Source organism: Rhodococcus sp. ARC_M12 (assembly GCF_022810385.1).
Classification (GTDB): Bacteria; Actinomycetota; Actinomycetes; order Mycobacteriales; family Mycobacteriaceae; genus Rhodococcoides; species Rhodococcoides navarretei.
Genome location: NZ_JALGQI010000001.1, coordinates 406,078 through 425,066, shown reverse-complemented (window position 1 = coordinate 425,066; position 18,989 = coordinate 406,078). Strand labels below are relative to the sequence as shown.

Here is an 18,989-nt window from a genome sequence, read left to right as displayed (position 1 = left end):
GTGAACGCGACTGACTCTCCCTATCTGGTCGGCCTCAATCTGGAAGGTCGACGCGTCGTCGTGGTCGGTGGAGGCACCGTCGCGCAGCGTCGATTGCCGCTGCTGATCTCCTGCGGTGCCGTGGTGCACGTCATCACTCGCGAGGCCACGCCCGCTGTCGAAGCGATGGCCACCAGCGGTCAGGTGACGATCGAGTTGCGCGACTATCGCGAGGGCGACCTCGCCGATGCTTGGTACGCCGTCGCGTGCACCGACGAGGCCGACACCAACATCGCCATCGTCGCCGAGGCCACCGCGTCCAGGATCTTCTGTGTGCGAGCCGACATCGCCAAGGACGGCACCGCGGTCACCCCGGCGTCGGCCGAATGGGACGGGCTGACTCTCGGTGTGCTTGCGGGCGGCGAGCACCGCCGGTCGGCCGCGGTACGCAATGCCGTGATCGAGGCGCTGCAGTCGGGAGTGGTCGCCGACTCCGCTCATGCTCCGTTGACCGGCGTCGCACTGGTCGGCGGCGGACCCGGTGATCCGGACCTCATCACAGTCCGTGGCCGCAGGCTGCTGGCGTACGCCGATGTCGTGGTGGCCGACCGGCTCGCACCGCCCGAGTTGCTTGCCGAACTGGGTCCACATGTGGAGGTGATCGACGCCTCGAAGATTCCGTACGGCCGCGCGATGGCGCAGGAGGCGATCAATCAGGCGTTGATCGACGGTGCGAAAGCGGGCAAGTTCGTCGTTCGGCTCAAGGGCGGCGACCCCTACGTGTTCGGTCGGGGATACGAGGAGCTCGAAGCACTCGCCGCCGAGGGCATTCCGGTCACCGTGGTGCCGGGCATCACCAGTGCCATTTCGGTGCCCTCGTCCGCCGGGATCCCGGTGACGCACCGCGCCGTCACCCACGAGTTCGTCGTGGTGAGCGGTCACGTGGCACCCGACCATCCCGATTCGCTCGTCGACTGGAACGCGCTGGCCAAGCTCAAGGGCACCATCGTGTTGCTGATGGCCGTCGAGCGCATCGGCCTGTTCGCCGACGTTCTCATCGCCGGGGGTCGACCGTCGGACACTCCGGTGATCGTCGTTCAGGAGGGCACCATGCGCACCCAGCGTGAAGTTCGCGCGACCCTGAGCACCGTCGCCGACGCGGTTCGTGACGCAGAGATCAGGCCTCCGGCCATCGTGGTCATCGGAACCGTTGCCGGTTTCTCTGTACACGCCGGTAACGTGAACGCCCGTGCCTGAATCATCGATGTCCGATACCTCCAGCACCGAGGTCAAGTACCCGGTCACGACCCGAGCGTTCGGGTTGGCGATCATCGTCCTGAGCGGCTTGCAGCTGATGGTGGTGCTCGACGGCACCGTCGCCAACCTGGCCCTGGCACCCTTGCAGGCCGATCTGGGCCTGTCCGATGCCGGACGCAACTGGGTGCTCACGTCGTATGCACTCGCGTTCGGCGGACTGATGCTCCTCGGCGGCAGACTCGGTGATGCGTTCGGCCGCAAGAAGATGTTCCTGGCCGGCGTCGTGCTGTTCACGATCGCGTCCCTGCTGTGCGGGCTCGCGGTCAACGAGGCCACGCTGGTAGCGGCCCGCGCGCTTCAGGGCGTGGGAGCCGCGGTGGCGTCGCCCACGGCGTTCGCGTTGGTGGCCACCACGTTCGCGCCGGGACCGGTCCGGAACCAGGCCATCGCGATCTACGCGGCCATGACGGGTGTGGGCTCCATCGCCGGGTTGATCATCGGCGGTGCGCTGACCGAAGTGTCGTGGCGATGGATCTTCCTGATCAACGTGCCGATCGGTGTCGTCATCGTGGTGCTCGCAGTCGTGTCCTTGCAGGAGACGGTGGGGACGCGGCTGCCTCTCGACGTTCCGGGCGCGATTCTGGCGACGCTCGGCTGCACCGGCGTGGTGTTGGCGCTGAGCGAGGGTACCGAGCTGGGCTGGACCAATCCGATCGTCATCGTCTCGCTGCTCGCCGGTCTGCTCTTCCTCGGGCTGTTCCTGCTGGTCGAGCGCCGCGCAGACAATCCACTGCTGCCGTTCTCGCTGTTCCGCAACCGGGATCGGGTCGCGACCTTCGTGGCCATCTTCTTCGCCGGTGGCGTGATGTTCTGCCTCGCCGCGTACGTGGCACTGTTCGTTCAGGACATCCTGGGATACAGCCCACTGCACGCGGGCCTGGCGTTCGTGCCGTTCGCCTTCGGACTCGGAGCCGCCGCATTCCTGGCCTCGCAGTTGGTGACGCGCATCGCTCCTCGTTGGCTGATCCTGAGCGGTGCCGTCATCATGGTCGGCTGGCTGATGGTGTCGGTTGCGACGATGAACGCGGACTCGTCGTATTTCCCCGGGCTGTTCTTCCCCGTCATCGGCATCGGCTTCGGTGTCGGCCTGACGGTGGTGCCGCTCCCGCTGTGCGCCATCGCCGGAGTGAGCCCCACCGAGATCGGTCCGTTGACCGCTATCGCCCTGGTTGCCCAGACCCTCGGCGGACCGCTTGCGCTGGCCGTGATCGGCGCTCTGGTCACCTCGCGCACCCTCTCGCTGGGCGGCATCTCGGGACCGGCGACGCTGATGAACGACAATCAGCTCGATGCATTGAGCTCGGGTTACATGTTCGCGCTGTTCTGCTGCGCCGTCTGCGCCGTGGTCGCGGGAATCGCTGCGGTGTTCATTCGTTTCACCCCGCAGCAGGTCGCTCAGGCCCAGGCTGCGCAGGAAGACGCTCAGAAAGGCTGACGAGCAGGGCTGATCACACGCCCAGCACGGCCTTCGCGATGAGGAAGTAGACGATCAACCCCGTCGCGTCGCAGAAGGTGGAGATAAAAGGTGTCGAGAAGACCGCCGGGTCCACACCGATCTTCTTCGCGATCAGCGGCATCGCGCCGCCGACCGTGGCCGCAAGTGTGCAGATCGACAGCAGCGTCGTTCCGATGACGACGCCGAGGTGCCAGTCGTAGACGAGCCCGGCGATGACGAAGCCCAACGTGCCGAGCATCGCACCCATCGTCGCTCCGACCCGAACCTCGCGGAACAGCACCGCGGCGATGTCCCGCGGTCGCACGTCACCCAGCGCGAGTGCCCGCGTGACAGTGGTCGCGGCCTGCGAGCCGGTGTTGCCTCCGGTTCCGGTCAGCAGAGGGATGAACAGGGCGAGAGTGACCACGGCGGCAAGGGCATGCTCGAAGATCTCCAGTACCTGCACCGTGAGAATCGCCGACAACGCCAGCACCAGCAGCCACACCACACGGGAGCGAACGATGGCGAGCACCGGCGTGGACAGGTAGGGGCGCCGTAGCGGCTCCGAGCCGCCCGCCCGGGCGGCATCCTCGTCCTCCGCCTCCTCGAGGATGCGCGCGGACTGCTCGAGAGTGAGTATCCCGATCAGCCGTTGCTCGGAGTCGACCACCACCACCGCGGGACTACGGTGCTCGAAGCACAGCCGTGCAGCCTCCTCCGCCGACGAATCGGCCTCGACCACCGGATGATCCGAGGACAGATCGCCGACCGGAGTGCTCGGTGCCGCTGTCGCCAGATCGGCGAGCGTCACCACCCCCAACAGAGTGCGGTGATCGTCGGTGATCGGCAATAGATACACCGACTCGGCGTTCGAGCCGGTACGACGCACGGCATCGAGGGCGTCGCCGGCGGTCGCAGCGGTCCGTAGCCGAACGAACTCCGGACTCATGCGGCGGCCGACCGATCTGCGGTCGTATCCCAGCATGGGGGCGGTGAGTGCGCGTTCGTCGGGGGACAAGCCCACCAGCAGTCGATGCGCGACGTTGGAAGGGAGTTCGTCGAGCAATTCGACACGGTCGTCCGGGTCGAGTTCCTCGAACAGAGCGATCACATCGTAGCTGCGAAGACTCTCGAACAACTCACCGCGAACGGTGGCGTCGAAGCGCTCGAAGACCGCCACCGCCTCGTCCTTGGGCAGAAGGCGAAACAACACCGCGCGTCGAGACGAGTCGACACGCTCGAGCACGCGCACCGCATCGGTCGTAGACAGCTCGGCCATCAGAGTGGACAGTGCGGCCATGTCGCGGTCGGTCAGGAGTTCGGACGTTCGCGTCATGATGTCGTCGAGAGTTTCGGGCACAGAATCATTTTGCCTTGCGAACCAGCAGTGACATCACACCTCAGCGCGAGAGGTCGGCGCGATCGGCAGCCGCCTGGCCCGAATCCCAGCCCTCGGCGTCCAGGCGTGGACCCCGCATCGGCTTCGCCGTCGGAAACAATCGATCGAATTCGGCTTCTACGGCGACGGTCTGCGCGGCGAGAATCGGTAGCAGATCACCGGATTCGTGACGCGCCTCCTCCAGGGCGTGCGCATCGGCGTCGGTCAGACGGTCTCCGATACGGATGGCATACGCGTACAGGAAGGCCTTACCGAAGGCAGCCGAGCCGGCCTTCTTGCGCTTCTTCGCTTCCGGTGAATGGCCGAGGGCGCGAGTTGCCTGGACCAGCAGAGAGGTGAACAGCAACTCGGTCTGCTCCACGTCCACCGGAGCTCCGACCAGTGTTGCGACGGCGAATTCCGGGTCCCAGATCGCCTTCACACGGTTGGCGGTTCCGACAACGTGCAGCAGCTGCGCCTTGGCCGGGGCGTGCGGTCCGTCGACATGAACGCGTCGGCCGTGAATATCGATGTGGCCCTGCGAGAGCAGCATGGTGTCGATGGAGTAGCGCGTCATCAACTCCTGCGCCTTGGCCGTCAGTGTCTCGGCCTCCTCCTCGAAGTCCGTCGCGTCGGCCTTGGCAAGTAGGCCGCGAATCTTGCTCAGCATTTTGGTGTTCGGTGAGTCGGAGCCGGCGACACCCGTCGCCGTGGGACGCGTGCGCGGCCACTGGGACGGCGTGGGGCCGAGCCGAGGCCACCGGGGGAGTGTCTGCCATCGACCGAGCAGGGTGAGTACGTCGAGCCACTGATCACTGGCAGCGATGTAATCGGACTTGCCGGAGGAGATCAGGTACGCGGTCAGGAAGTCGGGTGTGGCCTCGACCCGGGCCGCAACCCGGGGGAACTGCTCACAGATAGTGGACATCTGGTCCACCCAGTCCTGCGGGGCCCGCGAGTCGGAGTCGGTGAGATCGGCCTGATGCAGCAGAACTGCGGCAGCGAGATCGGCCACGCCCACCGTGTGCTGACGCCGCACGACGTGCACCAGATCCAGGGGCTGCCAACCGTTTTCGTACATCGTCTCGATCATGTTCGTCAGCGCCCGAGAGCCGAGTTCGGTCGCGTCCATCGACACCAGTCGATCTGCGACGTCGTCGGCGACGCGTTGGCTCTTGGTCTTGCCTACCGAGGCGTCGGCACCGCGGCGGAGCAGTCCCGGAATCTCGCTCATTCGGTGAGCACGATCAATTCGGTGCTCGACGCCACTTCGACGCGTAGGCCCGACTTCGATGCCACGCGTGCAACGGCTTTCACGTCCTTCGGCTCGGCGGTGGTCAGGGTCAACGCGCGCGCGAGCAGTCCTTTGTGATGCTTGTTGAAGTGGCTCACCACCGATCGGCTGCCGTCGGGCTTCTCGGTGAGCACCGTTGCGGTGATCGCGCCGGGGACGGGCCCGAGCTGCTGATACGTGCCGGATCGGAGGTCGACGACAATCCCCTCGTCCTCGGCTTCGATGGCATCGGAGAGTTCCGGCTTCCAGTGTGATCGCAGAGTGCCGAAGTTCGGAATGGTCGATCCGCCGGAGAGTCGGTAGGACGGGATGGGGTCCGATGCGCGGACGGCTCCGAACAATGCCGAGCCGATCCACAGCCGCGCGTCCGCCCGGGCGCGACCGGCTCGGGTGAACGACGCCGCGTCGAGAGCGTCGTAGAGCACCCCGGTGTACCGCTGCAAGGCAGGCGTGGTGGGTGAGGTCCACAACCGGGCGTTGCGTTCGATCTCGTCTACCTGGGTGGGACCGAGTCCGAGTGCGGTGACGGACGCGTCGACGTCGTCGGCGAGCTCGACCAGCGCATCGGCGAGCTTTCGGCGAAGCGGAAGGAGCGACGGCAACGACAGTCGGTCCAGATCGAGAGGTGCCCCGGAACCGCCGTCGGACTTCGTCTCGGAGGGAGGCAGCAGAATCAACACGATCGTCAAGGCTACTCACTGCACGGCCGCCTGCTCACAGGCGCTGCGCAACCGACTAGTCTGACAACCCGTGATCACCCGTCTTTCGCAGCTGTTCCTCCGCACCCTTCGCGACGACCCGGCCGACGCCGAGGTCGACAGCCACAAGCTGTTGGTTCGCGCCGGTTACGTTCGTCGTATCGCGCCGGGTGTCTACTCCTGGCTGCCGCTCGGACTCCGCGTGCTTCGGCAGGTCGAACGCGTCGTGCGTGAAGAAATGAACGCCATCGGTGCGCAGGAGATATCGCTGCCCGCACTGCTGCCGCGCGAGCCCTACGAGACCACCAACCGGTGGACCGAATACGGCGACGCGTTGTTCCGCCTGCAGGACCGCAAGGGCAACGACATGCTGCTGGGGCCCACCCACGAAGAGCTCTTCGCACTGACGGTGAAGGCCGAGTACAACTCGTACAAGGATCTGCCGGTCACGCTGTACCAGATCCAGACCAAGTATCGGGACGAGGAGCGTCCCCGCGCGGGCATCCTTCGCGGCCGCGAATTCGTCATGAAGGACTCGTACTCCTTCGACATGGACGAGGACGGTCTGAAGAAGTCCTACGACGCCCACCGCGAGGCATACCAGCGCATCTTCGCCAGGCTCGGCGTCTCGTATGTCATCGTCGCCGCGACGTCGGGTGCCATGGGCGGCAGCGCATCCGAGGAATTCCTGGCCGAGAGCGACATCGGCGAGGACACCTACGTCCGATGCGTCGAATCGGGTTACGCCGCAAACGTCGAGGCAGTCACCACGCCTGCGCCCGAGCCGCTTCCGATCGAAGGCCAGCCGGCCGCCGTCGACTACGAGACCGGTGAGACCCCGACCATCGCGACGTTGGTCGAATGGGCCAACGGCGCTGATCTGGGCCGCACCGTCACCGGGGCCGACACGCTCAAGAACATTCTGCTCAAGGTTCGGGGCGCCGAGGGGGAGTGGGAGCTGTTGGCGATCGGGCTGCCCGGTGACCGCGAGGTGGACGAGAAGCGGCTCGAAGCATCGCTCGAGCCCGCCGAGTTCGCTCTGCTGACCGACGCCGACTTCGCTGCCAACCCGTTCCTGGTCAAGGGTTACATCGGACCTCGCGGGTTGCAGGCGAACGGAGTTCGCTATCTCGTGGACCCGCGGGTGGTCGACGGCACGTCGTGGATCACCGGCGCGGACGTCAAGGGAAAGCACGTGGTGAACCTCGTCGCCGGTCGTGACTTCGTTCCCGACGGCACCATCGAAGCGGCCGAGGTGCGGGACGGCGACATGTCTCCCGACGGTCGTGGTCCGCTGGTCAGTGCACGCGGAATCGAGATCGGGCACATCTTCCAGCTCGGCTACAAGTACACCGACGCGTTCTCGGTCGACGTACTCGGCGAGACCGGTAAGCCCGTCCGCCTGGTCCAGGGTTCCTACGGAGTCGGTGTCTCTCGTCTGGTCGCTGTGATCGCCGAGCAGATGCACGACGACAAGGGCCTGCGGTGGCCGTCGGAGGTGGCGCCCGCCGACGTTCACCTGGTGATCGCGAACAAGGACGACGCCGCTCGTGCCGGCGCGGAATCGATTGCGACACAACTCGATACGCAGGGAATAGAGGTGCTCTTCGACGATCGCAAGGCCTCGCCGGGAGTGAAATTCAAGGACTCGGAGCTGATCGGTGTTCCACTGGTGGTCGTCCTCGGCCGCGGCTGGGCCGACGGCAAGGTCGAGATCCGCGATCGCTTCTCCGGTGAGAGCCGCGAACTGGACATCGACTCGGCGGTCGAGGAGATCGTGAAGGCAGTGCGGAACACCCCGTAGAACAGTCCGTCGATCTCTCTGCGCGGTCGTGTACCCGCTGGTAGCTTCGGGTCAACGACTAGGAGAGGTCACACCGTGGCTCAGTATGCGCTGTTCGATCCGACAACGTTCGATCCCGCCGAGCTCGACGAGGAATCTCGCCGGCAACTGCGTGCATTGATCGAGTGGTTCGAGAGTCGCGGCAAAGGCAGGCTCTTGGCGGACGACCTCGACAGCGTCTGGCCCGCCGACTTCCTCGAATTCGTCGCCGAGCAGAAGTTGTTCGCAACGTTCTCCACGCCCGCCGCCTTCGCCGATGGTGTGCCGAACACGCGGTGGGACGCTGCACGCAATGCCGCGCTCAGCGAGATTCTCGGGTTCTACGGTCTGGCGTACTGGTACACCTGGCAGGTCACGGTCCTCGGTCTCGGCCCGATCTGGATGAGCGCCAACGACGACGCCAAGCGGCGCGCAGCGACCGAACTGAACCGCGGCGGAGTGATGGCCTTCGGCCTGTCCGAGCGGGCGCACGGTGCCGACGTGTACTCCACCGACATGCTGTTGACGCCCTCGACCGATGACGCGGACGTCGAGTTCACCGCGTCGGGGGAGAAGTACTACATCGGAAACGGCAACGTGGCCGGCATGGTGTCGGTGTTCGGTCGACGCACCGACATCGAGGGGCCCGATTCGTACGTCTTCTTCGTGGCCGACAGTGGGCACCCGGCCTATCGACTCCGCGACAGCGTCGTGCACGGTCAGATGTACGTCAGCACGTTCTCGCTCGAGAACTACCCCGTCCTCGAGCAGGACATCCTGCACACCGGGGCCGATGCTTTCTCGGCGGCACTGAACACGGTCAACGTCGGCAAGTTCAATCTCTGTACCGGTTCGATCGGGATCTGCGAGCACGCGTTCTACGAGGCGATCACGCACGCCAATAACAGGATTCTCTATGGAAATCGCGTCACCGACTTTCCGCACGTGCGTAGCGCATTCGTCGACGGTTACTCGCGCCTGATCGCGATGAAGCTCTTCAGCGCCCGGGCGGTGGACTACTTCCGCGCTGCCGGACCAGAGGACCGGCGCTACCTGCTGTTCAATCCGATGACCAAGGCCAAGGTCACCTCGGAGGGTGAAACCGTCGTCCGGCTGTTGCACGACGTCATCGCAGCCAAGGGGTACGAGAAGAACACCTACTTCCGCGAGGCCGCCCAGTTGATCGGAACGCTTCCCAAGCTCGAGGGCACCGTGCACGTCAACGTTGCACTCATGCTCAAGTTCATGCCTGCGTACATGTTCTCGCCTACCGACTACCCCGACGTCGGCACTCGGACCGAGCCGGTGGACGACAGTTTCTTCTTCGCTCAAGGCCCGGCCAGAGGTGCGAGCTCGGTGCGCTTCCACGACTGGAATCCGGTGTATCAGAAGCATTCCGGCATACCCAACGTCGGACGGTTCTACGAGCAGGCGCAGGCGTTCAGGACATTTCTCGCCGAGTGCGCGCCCGACGAAGCGCAGCAGAAGGACCTCGACTTCCTGCTCGTGGTGGGTCACCTGTTCTCGCTCGTCGTCTACGGTCACCTCCTGCTCGAGCAGGCCGACGAGATCTCGACCGAGATGATGGACCAGATCTTCGATTTCCAGATCAGGGACTTCTCGGGTTACGCCGTCGCGCTGTACGGAAAGCCGTCGTCGACAGGGGCGCAACAACAATGGGCGCTCGATGCCATTCGTAAGCCGGTGGTCGATGAGGGCCGTTTCGAGACGGTCTGGGACGAGGTCGTCACGTACGACGGTCGGTACGAGATGCGTCCCTAGTCGTCACAGCTGTCCGGAATCGGCTGGAACGAGCGTGGTTCCGAACGCGCACATCGTCATCTCGTGCAGTCCGGCGCTGTCCTCCGGATGCTCCGGTGCCTGCATCGATATCAAGACGTTGAGCAGCATTCCGTGCGCGATGAACTGCCGAGCCTGATCTTCCGAACACTCGGTTCCGTTGCGGATCTGGCTGTAGATCGCGCCCATTCCTTCTCGTGCCTGGCGGCCGATCTCGGGCACCGCGCCTGCGCCGAATCCGTGCATCATGACCATCAGCAGGTCGCGATCGGCCACCAGATCCGCGTAGGCAGAGCCGAGATTCGCCCAGGTGCTGTCGTCGTCGGGATCGAGCGGGCCCGCCGCCAGCACGGCATCGAACGCAGCCATGATGCCGTCGATGGAGCGTTGGAACACCAGGCGAAACAATTCGACCTTGGTGCCGAACATGCGGACCACGTACGGCTGAGAGACCCCTGCTTCCTTTGCGACCGCATCGGTACTGGTGCCCGCGTAGCCCCCGCGTGCGAACGCTCGCATTGCCGCGTCGAGGACGAGCTCTCGGCGGTCGGCCGCATCCATCCGGGTGGCTCTGGGCTTGGGTGCTGACGTGTCGGACATGTTGACAGGTTATCAGTCGATAACTTACGGTGCTCGAATAAGTAATCATTCGATGCTTACAGGCCCGAGACGGGACGACCACAATGACCGCTACAGCCTCTCCACCTGCAGTGCAGCCCGCCAATCGGAACGTTCCCGTGTGGCTCGGCATCCTCGCAGCATCCCTGCCGATGTTCATGGCAACACTCGACAATCTGGTGATGACCAGCGCGCTACCGGTCATTCAGCAGGATCTGAACGCGTCGGTCGGCCAGCTGCAGTGGTTCCTCAACGCCTACACCCTGAGCTTCGCCACGTTCATGCTCACAGCGGCGACGCTCGGCGACAGATGGGGCAGACGCACGGTGTTCCTCGGCGGGATCACCGTTTTCACTGCCGCCTCGGTGGCCAGCGCGCTCGCTGCGAGCCCAGCGATGCTCATCGCGGCGCGGGCCGTGCAAGGAATCGGTGCCGCCGCGATCATGCCGTTGTCCCTTGCGCTGCTCGCCGCGGTGGTGCCGGTGGGCAAGCGCGCGATGGCAATCGGGATCTGGGGTGGAGTCTCCGGACTCGGCGTCGCGCTGGGGCCGGTGGTCGGCGGAGCCGTCGTCGACGGAATTTCCTGGCAGGCGATCTTCTGGATCAACGTTCCGGTGGCCCTCGTCGCAGTTCCGCTGGCGTACGTCGCGCTGAAGGAAACAGCAGGCCGCATCCAACCGCTCGATCTGCCCGGCGTGGTCCTCGCAGGCGGCGGTGTCTTCCTTCTGGTGTGGGCGGTGGTTCACGGCAACGACGACGGGTGGGCGTCGGCCACGGTGCTCGCCGGCTTCATCGGCTCGGCGGTGCTGCTCGTCGCCTTCGTTCTGCGTGCATCGCGCACCAGGCACTCGGTGTTGCCGCTTGCGCTCTTTCGTTCGCGCAGCTTCACCATCGCCAACATCATTGGAATCACGTTCTCGCTCGGCATGTTCGGGGCTGTGTTCCTCCTCGCGCAATACCTTCAGATCGTGATGAACTACACGCCGTTCCAGGCAGGCCTACGCACGTTGCCGTGGACTGCGGCACCGATGGTGGTCGCACCGATCGCAGGTGTGCTCGCCGAGCGCGTCGGGCTGCGTGGACTGTTGGTCGCCGGCTTGTCGCTGCAGTCGGTCTCGCTCGTGTGGATGGCGCTGATTCTGGGCCCCGACACCGAGTATCCGTCGATGGTCCCGGCGCTGCTGATGGCCGGAGTGGGCATGGGACTGACGTTCGCTCCGTCCGCCACCGCAGTGCTGCGGGACATGAAGGACGACGATCACGCCACCGCGAGCAGTGCGAACTCCACTGTGCGAGAGGTGGGTATCGCACTCGGCATCGCAGTACTGACAGCGGTGTTCATCGGGGCCGGTGGATCACTGACGCCCACCGGTTACACCGACGCCTTGGCACCCGCTCTGCTCGTCGGCGCAGGCGCAGTGGCGATCGGACTGGTGGCGGCGCTGTTCATGCCGGGGCGTTCCGTCGGACCGGTGGAAGCGCTCACGGTTGGCCGGGAAATGCCGTCGACGACGGACTGACGCCCAGAATCTGCTGCCACGTCGCGAGGCGAACCGCGGCGTCGGTCAGTGCCTGCACCCCCATCTCGCGAGTGGCTCCGGACTGGCTGCGTTCGATCAGCGAACGCCACGCGATACTCGTGTCGATCTCGGCCTGCGCGGCCAACTGCGCAGCCGAGATCGCGTCGGTCACGGGAAACGGGGACGCATACGCCGGATCGGGCAGCGGCACAGAAACGCTCGCCGCCTGAAGGGCGTCGATCGTCGAATCTCGACGCGCGCGATGGGCAGCGGTGTTCGACGCCACCACCTCGGCGCGCGTGGGGTTGGAGAACGCCGCCACGACGCCGTAGGCGAACACCGCCGCATACTCGGCGTGGAGTGCATCGACGAGGCCTTGCTGTTCCGGACCGAGATCGCTCATGCCAGCACCACCAGGGCCGAGACCGTGCACGAAGCGCTGATCGAACCGAGAAGGCCGGCCCGGTAACCGCTTTCGTTACGAGCCGCATTCGCTGCGCTGCCGGCAGAGGAGGTCAACATCTCCCGCACGGCCGCGAGACCGGGCGGCGGCGTCGTGGGAGCGGGCGTTGTGGTGCCCGCAGTAGTGGACGTACCGGTCGAGGCACCGGTGGCGCGGGCGATCTCGGTTTCGAGCGCATCGGCGTGCTCGGTCCGCTGCGCCGCAACGATCCCCAGTGCGGCTGCGTAATCGGCGATCACCGTCGCTGCCGCGGTGGCATCCGCCGCATCGGCGCGGGCAGCGCGCAACTGCGCGGTCAGGGTATCGAGGGCAGGACCCGAGATCGTCTCCTGGCCACAGGCCGCAACACTCGACACGGTGGCCGCGGACAGAGCGGCCACACCGGCGAGTCGGAACAGCCCACGGCGACTGAGCGCGAAGGGGACGGTCGGCGTTGGCACTCCGATATCGTGCCAGACCGCAGCGCTTGCACTCGCCGTGCCCGTGTGTCGCGTCGGCCGATCGTGGTCACGAGCACTGTCTGCGGGGCGGTAGGCTGTTGGTTCACCAAACGCAGTCCGGCTGCCCTAGGCGGGGTCGCCCACAACTACACACGAGGAGTTCGCGACATGCCTGTTCCGTCCAAGGAAAGGGTTGTCGAACTGCTCGCCGACCTCGTTCGAGATCGGGGTTACGACCTCGAGGACGTGAACGTGGTCGCCGCAGGAAAGCACAGTGCAGTGCGCATCATGGTCGATCGCGAAGAGGGAATCGACCTCGACGCGCTCCCGGAACTGAGCCGCGAGATCTCGGATGCCTTCGATGCCGTGACGGATTTCGGGGAAGCGCCCTACACGTTGGAAGTCACCACCCCCGGAATCGATCGCCCGCTGACCGAGGCACGGCATTGGCGTCGGGCCCGCGGGCGCAAGGTGCGTGTCGAACTCGCCGACGGCAAGTTCGACGGTCGCGTCGGTGTCCTCGACGGGGATTCGGTGACCGTGGTGGTCAAGGAGAAAGGCATTCTGTCGACGCGGTCGGTCGCGCTTGCCGATGTTGTGAAAGCTGTTGTGCAGGTTGAGTTCTCGCGTCCCAGCGCTGAGGAGATGGACCTGGCGGGTGGTGTGGTCGGCAGTCGGCCGTCGCCCGCGAACACCGATGAGATCGTGGATGTGGAAGCACCGGAAGAAGGGTCGGACAAGTGAATATCGACATTGCCGCATTGCGTGCCATCGAGGCGGACAAGGGAATTCCGATCGAGATGGTGATCTCGACGATTCAGACCGCATTGCTGACGGCCTACCGGCACACCGAAGGGCACCAGTCCAACGCGTGGATCGACGTCGATCGCAAGACCGGATCCGTTCGGGTGATGGCCAAGGAGCTCGACGCCGACGGCAATCTGATCTCCGAGTGGGACGACACCCCCGAGGGCTTCGGACGAATTGCGGCGACCACGGCGCGCCAGGTCATTCTGCAGCGCCTACGCGACGCCGAGCACGAGCGTTCGTTCGGCGAGTACTCCACGCACGAGGGTGAGATCGTCAACGGTGTCATTCAGCGCGACACGCGCGCCAACGCCAAGGGCACGGTCATCGTCCGCATCGGCAGTAACGCCAACGGTGCCGACGGCCTCCTCCCACCCGCCGAGCAGGTGCCGGGCGAAAGTTACGAGCACGGCGAGCGCATCAAGTGCTACGTCGTCGGAGTCGCCCGGGGCAATCGCGGCCCGCAGATCACCCTCTCGCGCACCCATCCGAATCTGGTGCGCAAGCTGTTCGCCCTCGAGGTGCCCGAGATCGCAGACGGTTCGGTCGACATCGTGGCAGTGGCCCGCGAGTCGGGGCACCGCTCGAAGATCGCCGTCGCGTCCACCGTGTCCGGTCTCAACGCCAAGGGCGCCTGCATCGGACCGATGGGTCAGCGCGTGCGCAACGTGATGAGCGAACTGGCGGGCGAGAAGATCGACATCATCGACTTCGACGAGGACCCGGCCACGTTCGTCGGGAATGCTCTCTCCCCCTCGAAGGTTGTCTCGGTGACGGTGGTCGACGCCGTTGCACGGGCGGCCCGTGTCGTGGTTCCCGAGTACCAGCTCTCCTTGGCAATCGGCAAGGAAGGGCAAAACGCGCGACTGGCCGCTCGATTGACCGGTTGGCGTATCGACATCCGCAGCGATGCGGCGGCACCCGAGACGACCAGCGCGTAGGGCCGGAATGCGGAGTTCGAGGCAATACAGCGGTAGAGTGGTCGATGGTTCGGTAACGACCTCTCCGCCCAGGGGTATGAACGCGAGAATCCGGTAGTGACAAGCCGGCCGATTCGCACATGCGTCGGGTGCAGGGAGCGAGTGCCGGCCACCGATCTGTTGAGGATCGTGGTTCGAGAAGCTGGTTCGCACGAATTCGCTCTCGTCCCCGACGTCCGGCATTCGATGTCCGGCCGTGGTGCGTGGTTGCACTACAGCCGAGAGTGCCTGCACAATGCGGAACGACGCCGAGTCTTCGGTCGTGCGTTTCGGATATCGGGAAATGTGGAATCGTCCGCAGTGGCAGTCGTGCTCGACGAGTACGAGAAGCTGCAGGCCGAGGTCACGACAAGAGCAACACCCGTCGACAAGAACAGGCAACAGCACTGATGAGCACACCGTGAAGCACCAACGATGAACGTCCATCGGAGATAACCCGAGGTCGTGCGGGCACCAAGCCTCGCTCGGCCTCTCAGTGAGGAGAGCAGTGGCAGGCAAGGCCCGCGTGCACGAGTTGGCTAAAGAACTCGGTGTCACCAGTAAGGAACTACTCGCACGGCTCAAAGAGCAAGGCGAGTTCGTCAAGTCCGCATCATCCACAGTCGAAGCCCCCGTGGCCCGTCGACTGCGTGAATCCTTCCCGTCCGACAACGCCGACGCACCGGCGGCGACCGCATCTGCACCGAACGGCCGCGCAGCGGCCGATCGCGCTGCAGGCAGCACCGCGAAGCCGAGTGCAGCGAAACCGGGCGGACCCCGTCCCGGCCCCAAGCCGGCCCCCCGTCCGGCAGAGCCGGAAGCACCCGCAGCGCAAGCTCCCGCGGAGGCTGCACCGGCTGCACCCGCAACTCCCGCTGCCGCTCCGGCTCCGGCCCCGGCAGCTCCCACCCCCGCGCCCGCAGCGCCCGCTGCTCCGGTCGAGCAGGCTCCGGCCGCGTCGGCCACCAGCAGCGACGCCGCTCCGGCCCCGGCAGCTCCCAAGCCCGCAGGTCCCGGCCCCAAGCCCGGTCCCAAGGCACCGCGCGTGGGCAACAACCCGTACTCCTCGGCACCCGTGGAGCGACCGGCTCCCCGGCCCGCTCCCGGTGCGCCACGCCCCGCAGGCGGACGCCCCGCTCCCGGGCAGGGTGGGCCTCGCCCCGCCGCACCGTCCGGCGGTAGTCGTCCGGCACCCGGGCAGGGTGGGCCTCGTCCCGCACCGGGTCAGGCCGGACCTCGTCCGAGCCCCGGCTCGATGCCTCCTCGCCCCAACCCGGGTGCGATGCCGACCCGTTCGGCACGTCCAGGTCCCGCTGCAGGTCGGCCGGGTCGTCCCGGCGGCGCTCCCGGCGGGCGTCCGGGTGGCGGCGGTGGCGGTGGCTACCGCGGTGGTGGCGCCCCCGGTGCTCCCGGCGGTGCCCCCGCAGGCGGCGCTCCCGCAGGTGGTTTCCGTGGCCGTCCCGGCGGCGGTGGACGCCCCGGTCAGCGCGGCGCAGCCGCAGGTGCATTCGGTCGTCCCGGCGGAGCAGTCCGTCGTGGTCGCAAGTCGAAGCGGGCAAAACGCGCCGAGTACGAGAGCATGCAGGCTCCCGCAGTCGGCGGCGTCAGGCTGCCCCGCGGTAACGGTGAGACCATCCGTCTCGCCCGCGGAGCATCGCTGTCGGACTTCGCGGACAAGATCGACGCGAATCCGGCCGCTCTCGTGCAGGCCCTGTTCAACCTCGGCGAGATGGTCACCGCGACCCAGTCCGTCAACGACGAGACGCTGGAGCTTCTCGGCGGCGAGATGAACTACGTCGTCCAGGTCGTCAGCCCCGAGGACGAAGATCGTGAGCTGCTCGATTCGTTCGACCTCACCTACGGCGAGGACGCCGGCGGCGAAGAAGATCTGGAACAGCGTCCCCCGGTGGTCACCGTCATGGGCCACGTCGATCACGGTAAGACGCGACTGCTCGACTCGATTCGTAACACCACGGTGCGCGAAGGCGAGGCAGGCGGAATCACGCAGCACATCGGTGCGTACCAGGTGCTGACCGAGCTCGAGGGCAACGAACGCCTCGTGACGTTCATCGACACCCCCGGTCACGAGGCCTTCACTGCCATGCGTGCCCGCGGTGCCAAGGCCACCGACCTCGCGATTCTCGTGGTCGCGGCCGACGACGGTGTCATGCCGCAGACGGTGGAGGCCATCAATCACGCTCAGGCGGCCGACGTTCCGATGGTCGTCGCGGTGAACAAGATCGACAAGGAAGGCGCGAACCCGGACAAGATCCGGCAGCAGCTGACCGAATACGGTCTGGTCGCCGAGGAATACGGCGGCGAGACGATGTTCGTCGACATCTCCGCCAAGCAGGGCACCAACATCGATGCCCTCCTCGAAGCGGTACTGCTGACGGCCGACGCGTCGCTCGATCTGCGAGCGAACCCGGACATGGAAGCCCAGGGTGTCGCCATCGAGGCGCACCTCGACCGTGGACGTGGCCCGGTCGCGACCGTGCTCATCGCTCGCGGAACCCTGCGTGTCGGTGACTCGATCGTCGCCGGCGACGCATACGGACGCGTCCGGCGAATGGTCGACGAGCACGGTGACGACGTCACCGAGGCAATGCCGTCGCGCCCCGTCCAGGTCATCGGCTTCACGTCGGTGCCCGGTGCAGGCGACAACCTGTTGGTCGTCGACGAGGACCGGATCGCCCGTCAGATCGCCGACCGTCGCAATGCGCGCAAGCGCAATGCTCTGGCGGCCAAGAGCCGCAAGCGCATCAGCCTCGACGATCTCGATGCAGCTCTGAAGGAGACTTCGCAGCTCAACTTGATCCTCAAGGGCGACAACTCGGGAACCGTGGAAGCGCTCGAAGAGGCGCTGCTCGGTATCGAGATCGACGACGAGGTGGAGTTGCGCGTCATCGACCGCGGTGTCGGTGGTGTCACGGAGACCAACGTCAACCTGGCGTCGGCATCCAACGCGATCATCATCGGGTTCAACGTTCGAGCGGAGGGCAAGGCCACCGAGCTGGCCAACCGCGAAGGCGTCGACATCCGGTACTACTCGGTGATCTACCAGGCGATCGACGAGATCGAGAAGGCCCTCAAGGGCATGCTCAAGCCGGTGTACGAGGAGGTCGCCCTCGGGCAGGCCGAAATCCGTGCGCTGTTCCGTTCCTCCAAGGTCGGAAACATCGCCGGTTGCCTCGTCACCTCCGGTACGATCCGTCGCAACGCGAAGGCGCGACTCATTCGAGACAGCGCTGTCGTTGCGGAAACCGTCACGATCTCCTCGCTCCGCCGTGAGAAGGACGACGCGACGGAGGTCCGTGAAGGTTACGAGTGTGGTTTGACGGTGACGTACTCCGACATCAAGGTGGGCGATGTCATCGAGGCGTACGAACTCCGTGAAAAGCCGCGCGACTAGAACAGATGCGGAGCCGTTCGGCTCCGCATCCGGTCGCGTCGGCTCGGTGGTGAAGCCAGGGGAGTGACACTGCGCTCCGACTTTCGAGCCGGTGGTGGTACGACAGATGTACCGCCACCGGCTTTGTCGTCGAAGCTGATCGAAGGACGTCAGCGTGTATCTGGGTGCTCTGGAGTTGGACGTGTTGTTGGGGGATGTACGTTCGCTCGCCGAGAAACGGTCGATGATGGAACCGGTGCTCGGTGATTTGCACAGGATGGGAGTCTCGGCCGCCGAAACCGGTGAGCGAGAACGTATTCGGCGGTCCCTGTTGGGGGTTGCCGCTGCCGGTACCGATGTAGACCTGCTGCACGACAAGCTGGACGAGTGCGAACGGCACGTCGCCGAACGCCACGATCTGGAACTGTTGGCAGTACGCCGGAGAATCTTCGGACCCGAGGATTGATCCGGAAGATCCGCCGAGCACTGTCGGCGGATGTGACGTGCACAACCGCCGATGCGTCGGATCAGATCGGGCATCGGCCATGAAAGAGGAGTGTGATTGTCGTGGTGGACCAGGCCAGGGCTCGTAAGTTGTCCAAGCGAATCGCCGCCATCGTTGCGACGGCGATCGATCACGAGATCAAGGATCCGCGGCTGGCCTTCGTGACCATCACCGACACCAAGGTGACCGCCGACCTGCACGATGCCACGGTGTACTACACCGTCATGGGTGAAGACCTCGACACTCCGCCGGATCTGCAGGCTGCCGCAGCGGGACTGGAAAAGGCCAAGGGTGTGCTGCGCTCGAAAGTCGGAGCCGGAACGGGTGTGCGGTACACACCGACCTTGACGTTCGTGACCGACACGGTGCCCGACACCGCGCGCCACATGGAAGACCTTCTCGAACGCGCACGCGTGGCCGACGAGGAACTGGCACGCGCCCGAGCGAACGCCAAGCCCGCCGGGGACCCGGACCCGTACAAGGCCCCACGCGAAGTCGCAGACTTGGATGGTCATTCCGCAGGCTCCACTCCTGCAGACGTCGAGCCTGCCGAAGCCGACTGA

The 18,989-nt window shown here is 65.7% G+C and carries 17 protein-coding genes; 11 read left to right on the top strand and 6 right to left on the bottom strand.

Annotation, left to right across the window (positions count from 1 at the left end; all coding sequences use genetic code 11):
* The gene (gene cobA, locus MTX35_RS01965; protein ID WP_374230213.1) at positions 1 to 1,236 is read left to right on the top strand and encodes a uroporphyrinogen-III C-methyltransferase; all 1,236 of its coding nucleotides are present in this window, start codon (positions 1 to 3) and stop codon (positions 1,234 to 1,236) included.
* A gap of 7 nt (positions 1,237 to 1,243) precedes the next feature.
* A complete protein-coding gene (locus tag MTX35_RS01960; RefSeq protein ID WP_243593618.1) occupies positions 1,244 to 2,731 on the top strand; it encodes an MFS transporter in 1,488 nt (495 codons plus the stop codon).
* A gap of 13 nt (positions 2,732 to 2,744) precedes the next feature.
* Here the strand turns inward: MTX35_RS01960 and mgtE are convergent, their stop codons facing one another.
* Genes mgtE through yaaA form a run of 3 tightly spaced genes read right to left on the bottom strand, consistent with a single transcriptional unit; the run spans position 2,745 to position 6,083 of the window.
* The gene (gene mgtE, locus MTX35_RS01955; RefSeq protein ID WP_243593333.1) at positions 2,745 to 4,091 is read right to left on the bottom strand and encodes a magnesium transporter; all 1,347 of its coding nucleotides are present in this window, start codon (positions 4,089 to 4,091) and stop codon (positions 2,745 to 2,747) included.
* Between the two features lie 40 nt (positions 4,092 to 4,131).
* Positions 4,132 to 5,343, bottom strand: coding sequence for a DUF2786 domain-containing protein (locus tag MTX35_RS01950; protein WP_243593332.1), 1,212 nt, complete (start codon positions 5,341 to 5,343; stop codon positions 4,132 to 4,134).
* Positions 5,340 to 6,083: a peroxide stress protein YaaA gene (gene yaaA, locus MTX35_RS01945; RefSeq protein ID WP_243593331.1), complete on the bottom strand. Its 744-nt coding sequence runs from the start codon at positions 6,081 to 6,083 to the stop codon at positions 5,340 to 5,342. Before yaaA ends, MTX35_RS01950 begins: the two co-directional genes overlap by 4 nt.
* Before the next feature lie 70 nt (positions 6,084 to 6,153).
* On the opposite strand from yaaA, the gene MTX35_RS01940 reads away from it, so the two are divergent.
* Both MTX35_RS01940 and MTX35_RS01935 read left to right on the top strand, forming a co-directional pair.
* On the top strand, positions 6,154 to 7,905 hold the full coding sequence (locus MTX35_RS01940) for a proline--tRNA ligase (protein ID WP_243593330.1): 1,752 nt from the start codon (positions 6,154 to 6,156) through the stop codon (positions 7,903 to 7,905).
* A 75-nt stretch (positions 7,906 to 7,980) separates the two neighbouring features.
* Positions 7,981 to 9,705: an acyl-CoA dehydrogenase family protein gene (locus MTX35_RS01935; RefSeq protein ID WP_243593329.1), complete on the top strand. Its 1,725-nt coding sequence runs from the start codon at positions 7,981 to 7,983 to the stop codon at positions 9,703 to 9,705.
* Positions 9,706 to 9,708: 3 nt separating this feature from the next.
* Here MTX35_RS01935 and MTX35_RS01930 read toward each other — a convergent pair whose 3' ends face one another.
* Positions 9,709 to 10,323, bottom strand: coding sequence for a TetR/AcrR family transcriptional regulator (locus tag MTX35_RS01930; protein WP_243593328.1), 615 nt, complete (start codon positions 10,321 to 10,323; stop codon positions 9,709 to 9,711).
* A gap of 83 nt (positions 10,324 to 10,406) precedes the next feature.
* On the opposite strand from MTX35_RS01930, the gene MTX35_RS01925 reads away from it, so the two are divergent.
* Entirely contained in the window at positions 10,407 to 11,861 is a 1,455-nt protein-coding gene (locus MTX35_RS01925) for an MFS transporter (protein WP_243593327.1), read from the top strand.
* Here the strand turns inward: MTX35_RS01925 and MTX35_RS01920 are convergent.
* Together MTX35_RS01920 and MTX35_RS01915 are read right to left on the bottom strand one after the other, a co-directional pair.
* Complete coding sequence (locus MTX35_RS01920; RefSeq protein ID WP_243593326.1) at positions 11,824 to 12,264, bottom strand: ferritin-like domain-containing protein; 441 nt, start codon at positions 12,262 to 12,264, stop codon at positions 11,824 to 11,826. The two genes, MTX35_RS01925 and MTX35_RS01920, sit on opposite strands and share 38 nt — an antisense overlap.
* The gene (locus tag MTX35_RS01915) at positions 12,261 to 12,764 is read right to left on the bottom strand and encodes a hypothetical protein (RefSeq protein ID WP_243593325.1); all 504 of its coding nucleotides are present in this window, start codon (positions 12,762 to 12,764) and stop codon (positions 12,261 to 12,263) included. The genes MTX35_RS01920 and MTX35_RS01915 overlap by 4 nt, the downstream gene beginning before the upstream one ends.
* Before the next feature lie 168 nt (positions 12,765 to 12,932).
* Here MTX35_RS01915 and rimP point away from each other — a divergent pair, with 168 nt between their 5' ends.
* The 6 genes from rimP to rbfA all read left to right on the top strand — a co-directional run bounded on the left by rimP (position 12,933) and on the right by rbfA (position 18,989).
* Positions 12,933 to 13,508 (top strand): ribosome maturation factor RimP, encoded by a 576-nt coding sequence (gene rimP, locus MTX35_RS01910; protein WP_243593324.1) that lies wholly within the window; start codon positions 12,933 to 12,935, stop codon positions 13,506 to 13,508.
* Positions 13,505 to 14,512: a transcription termination factor NusA gene (nusA, locus tag MTX35_RS01905; RefSeq protein WP_243593323.1), complete on the top strand. Its 1,008-nt coding sequence runs from the start codon at positions 13,505 to 13,507 to the stop codon at positions 14,510 to 14,512. The genes rimP and nusA overlap by 4 nt, the downstream gene beginning before the upstream one ends.
* A 96-nt stretch (positions 14,513 to 14,608) precedes the next feature.
* Positions 14,609 to 14,941 carry a YlxR family protein gene (locus MTX35_RS01900; RefSeq protein WP_243593322.1) on the top strand — a complete coding sequence of 111 codons (333 nt, stop codon included), beginning with the start codon at positions 14,609 to 14,611 and terminating at the stop codon, positions 14,939 to 14,941.
* A 97-nt stretch (positions 14,942 to 15,038) separates the two neighbouring features.
* Entirely contained in the window at positions 15,039 to 17,942 is a 2,904-nt protein-coding gene (infB, locus tag MTX35_RS01895; RefSeq protein ID WP_243593321.1) for a translation initiation factor IF-2, read from the top strand.
* Positions 17,943 to 18,096: 154 nt separating this feature from the next.
* Positions 18,097 to 18,387 carry a DUF503 domain-containing protein gene (locus tag MTX35_RS01890; RefSeq protein WP_243593320.1) on the top strand — a complete coding sequence of 97 codons (291 nt, stop codon included), beginning with the start codon at positions 18,097 to 18,099 and terminating at the stop codon, positions 18,385 to 18,387.
* Between the two features lie 101 nt (positions 18,388 to 18,488).
* The gene (gene rbfA, locus MTX35_RS01885) at positions 18,489 to 18,989 is read left to right on the top strand and encodes a 30S ribosome-binding factor RbfA (RefSeq protein ID WP_052058494.1); all 501 of its coding nucleotides are present in this window, start codon (positions 18,489 to 18,491) and stop codon (positions 18,987 to 18,989) included.

Bases quoted from the DNA above. Each gene is read 5' to 3' on its own strand.
- MTX35_RS01950 (WP_243593332.1), bottom strand. From the start codon at position 5,343: ATGAGCGAGATTCCGGGACTGCTCCGCCGCGGTGCCGACGCCTCGGTA.
- MTX35_RS01960 (WP_243593618.1), top strand. From the start codon at position 1,244: ATGTCCGATACCTCCAGCACCGAGGTCAAGTACCCGGTCACGACCCGA.
- rimP (WP_243593324.1), top strand. From the start codon at position 12,933: ATGCCTGTTCCGTCCAAGGAAAGGGTTGTCGAACTGCTCGCCGACCTC.
- MTX35_RS01920 (WP_243593326.1), bottom strand. From the start codon at position 12,264: ATGAGCGATCTCGGTCCGGAACAGCAAGGCCTCGTCGATGCACTCCAC.
- MTX35_RS01925 (WP_243593327.1), top strand. From the start codon at position 10,407: ATGACCGCTACAGCCTCTCCACCTGCAGTGCAGCCCGCCAATCGGAAC.
- MTX35_RS01930 (WP_243593328.1), bottom strand. From the start codon at position 10,323: ATGTCCGACACGTCAGCACCCAAGCCCAGAGCCACCCGGATGGATGCG.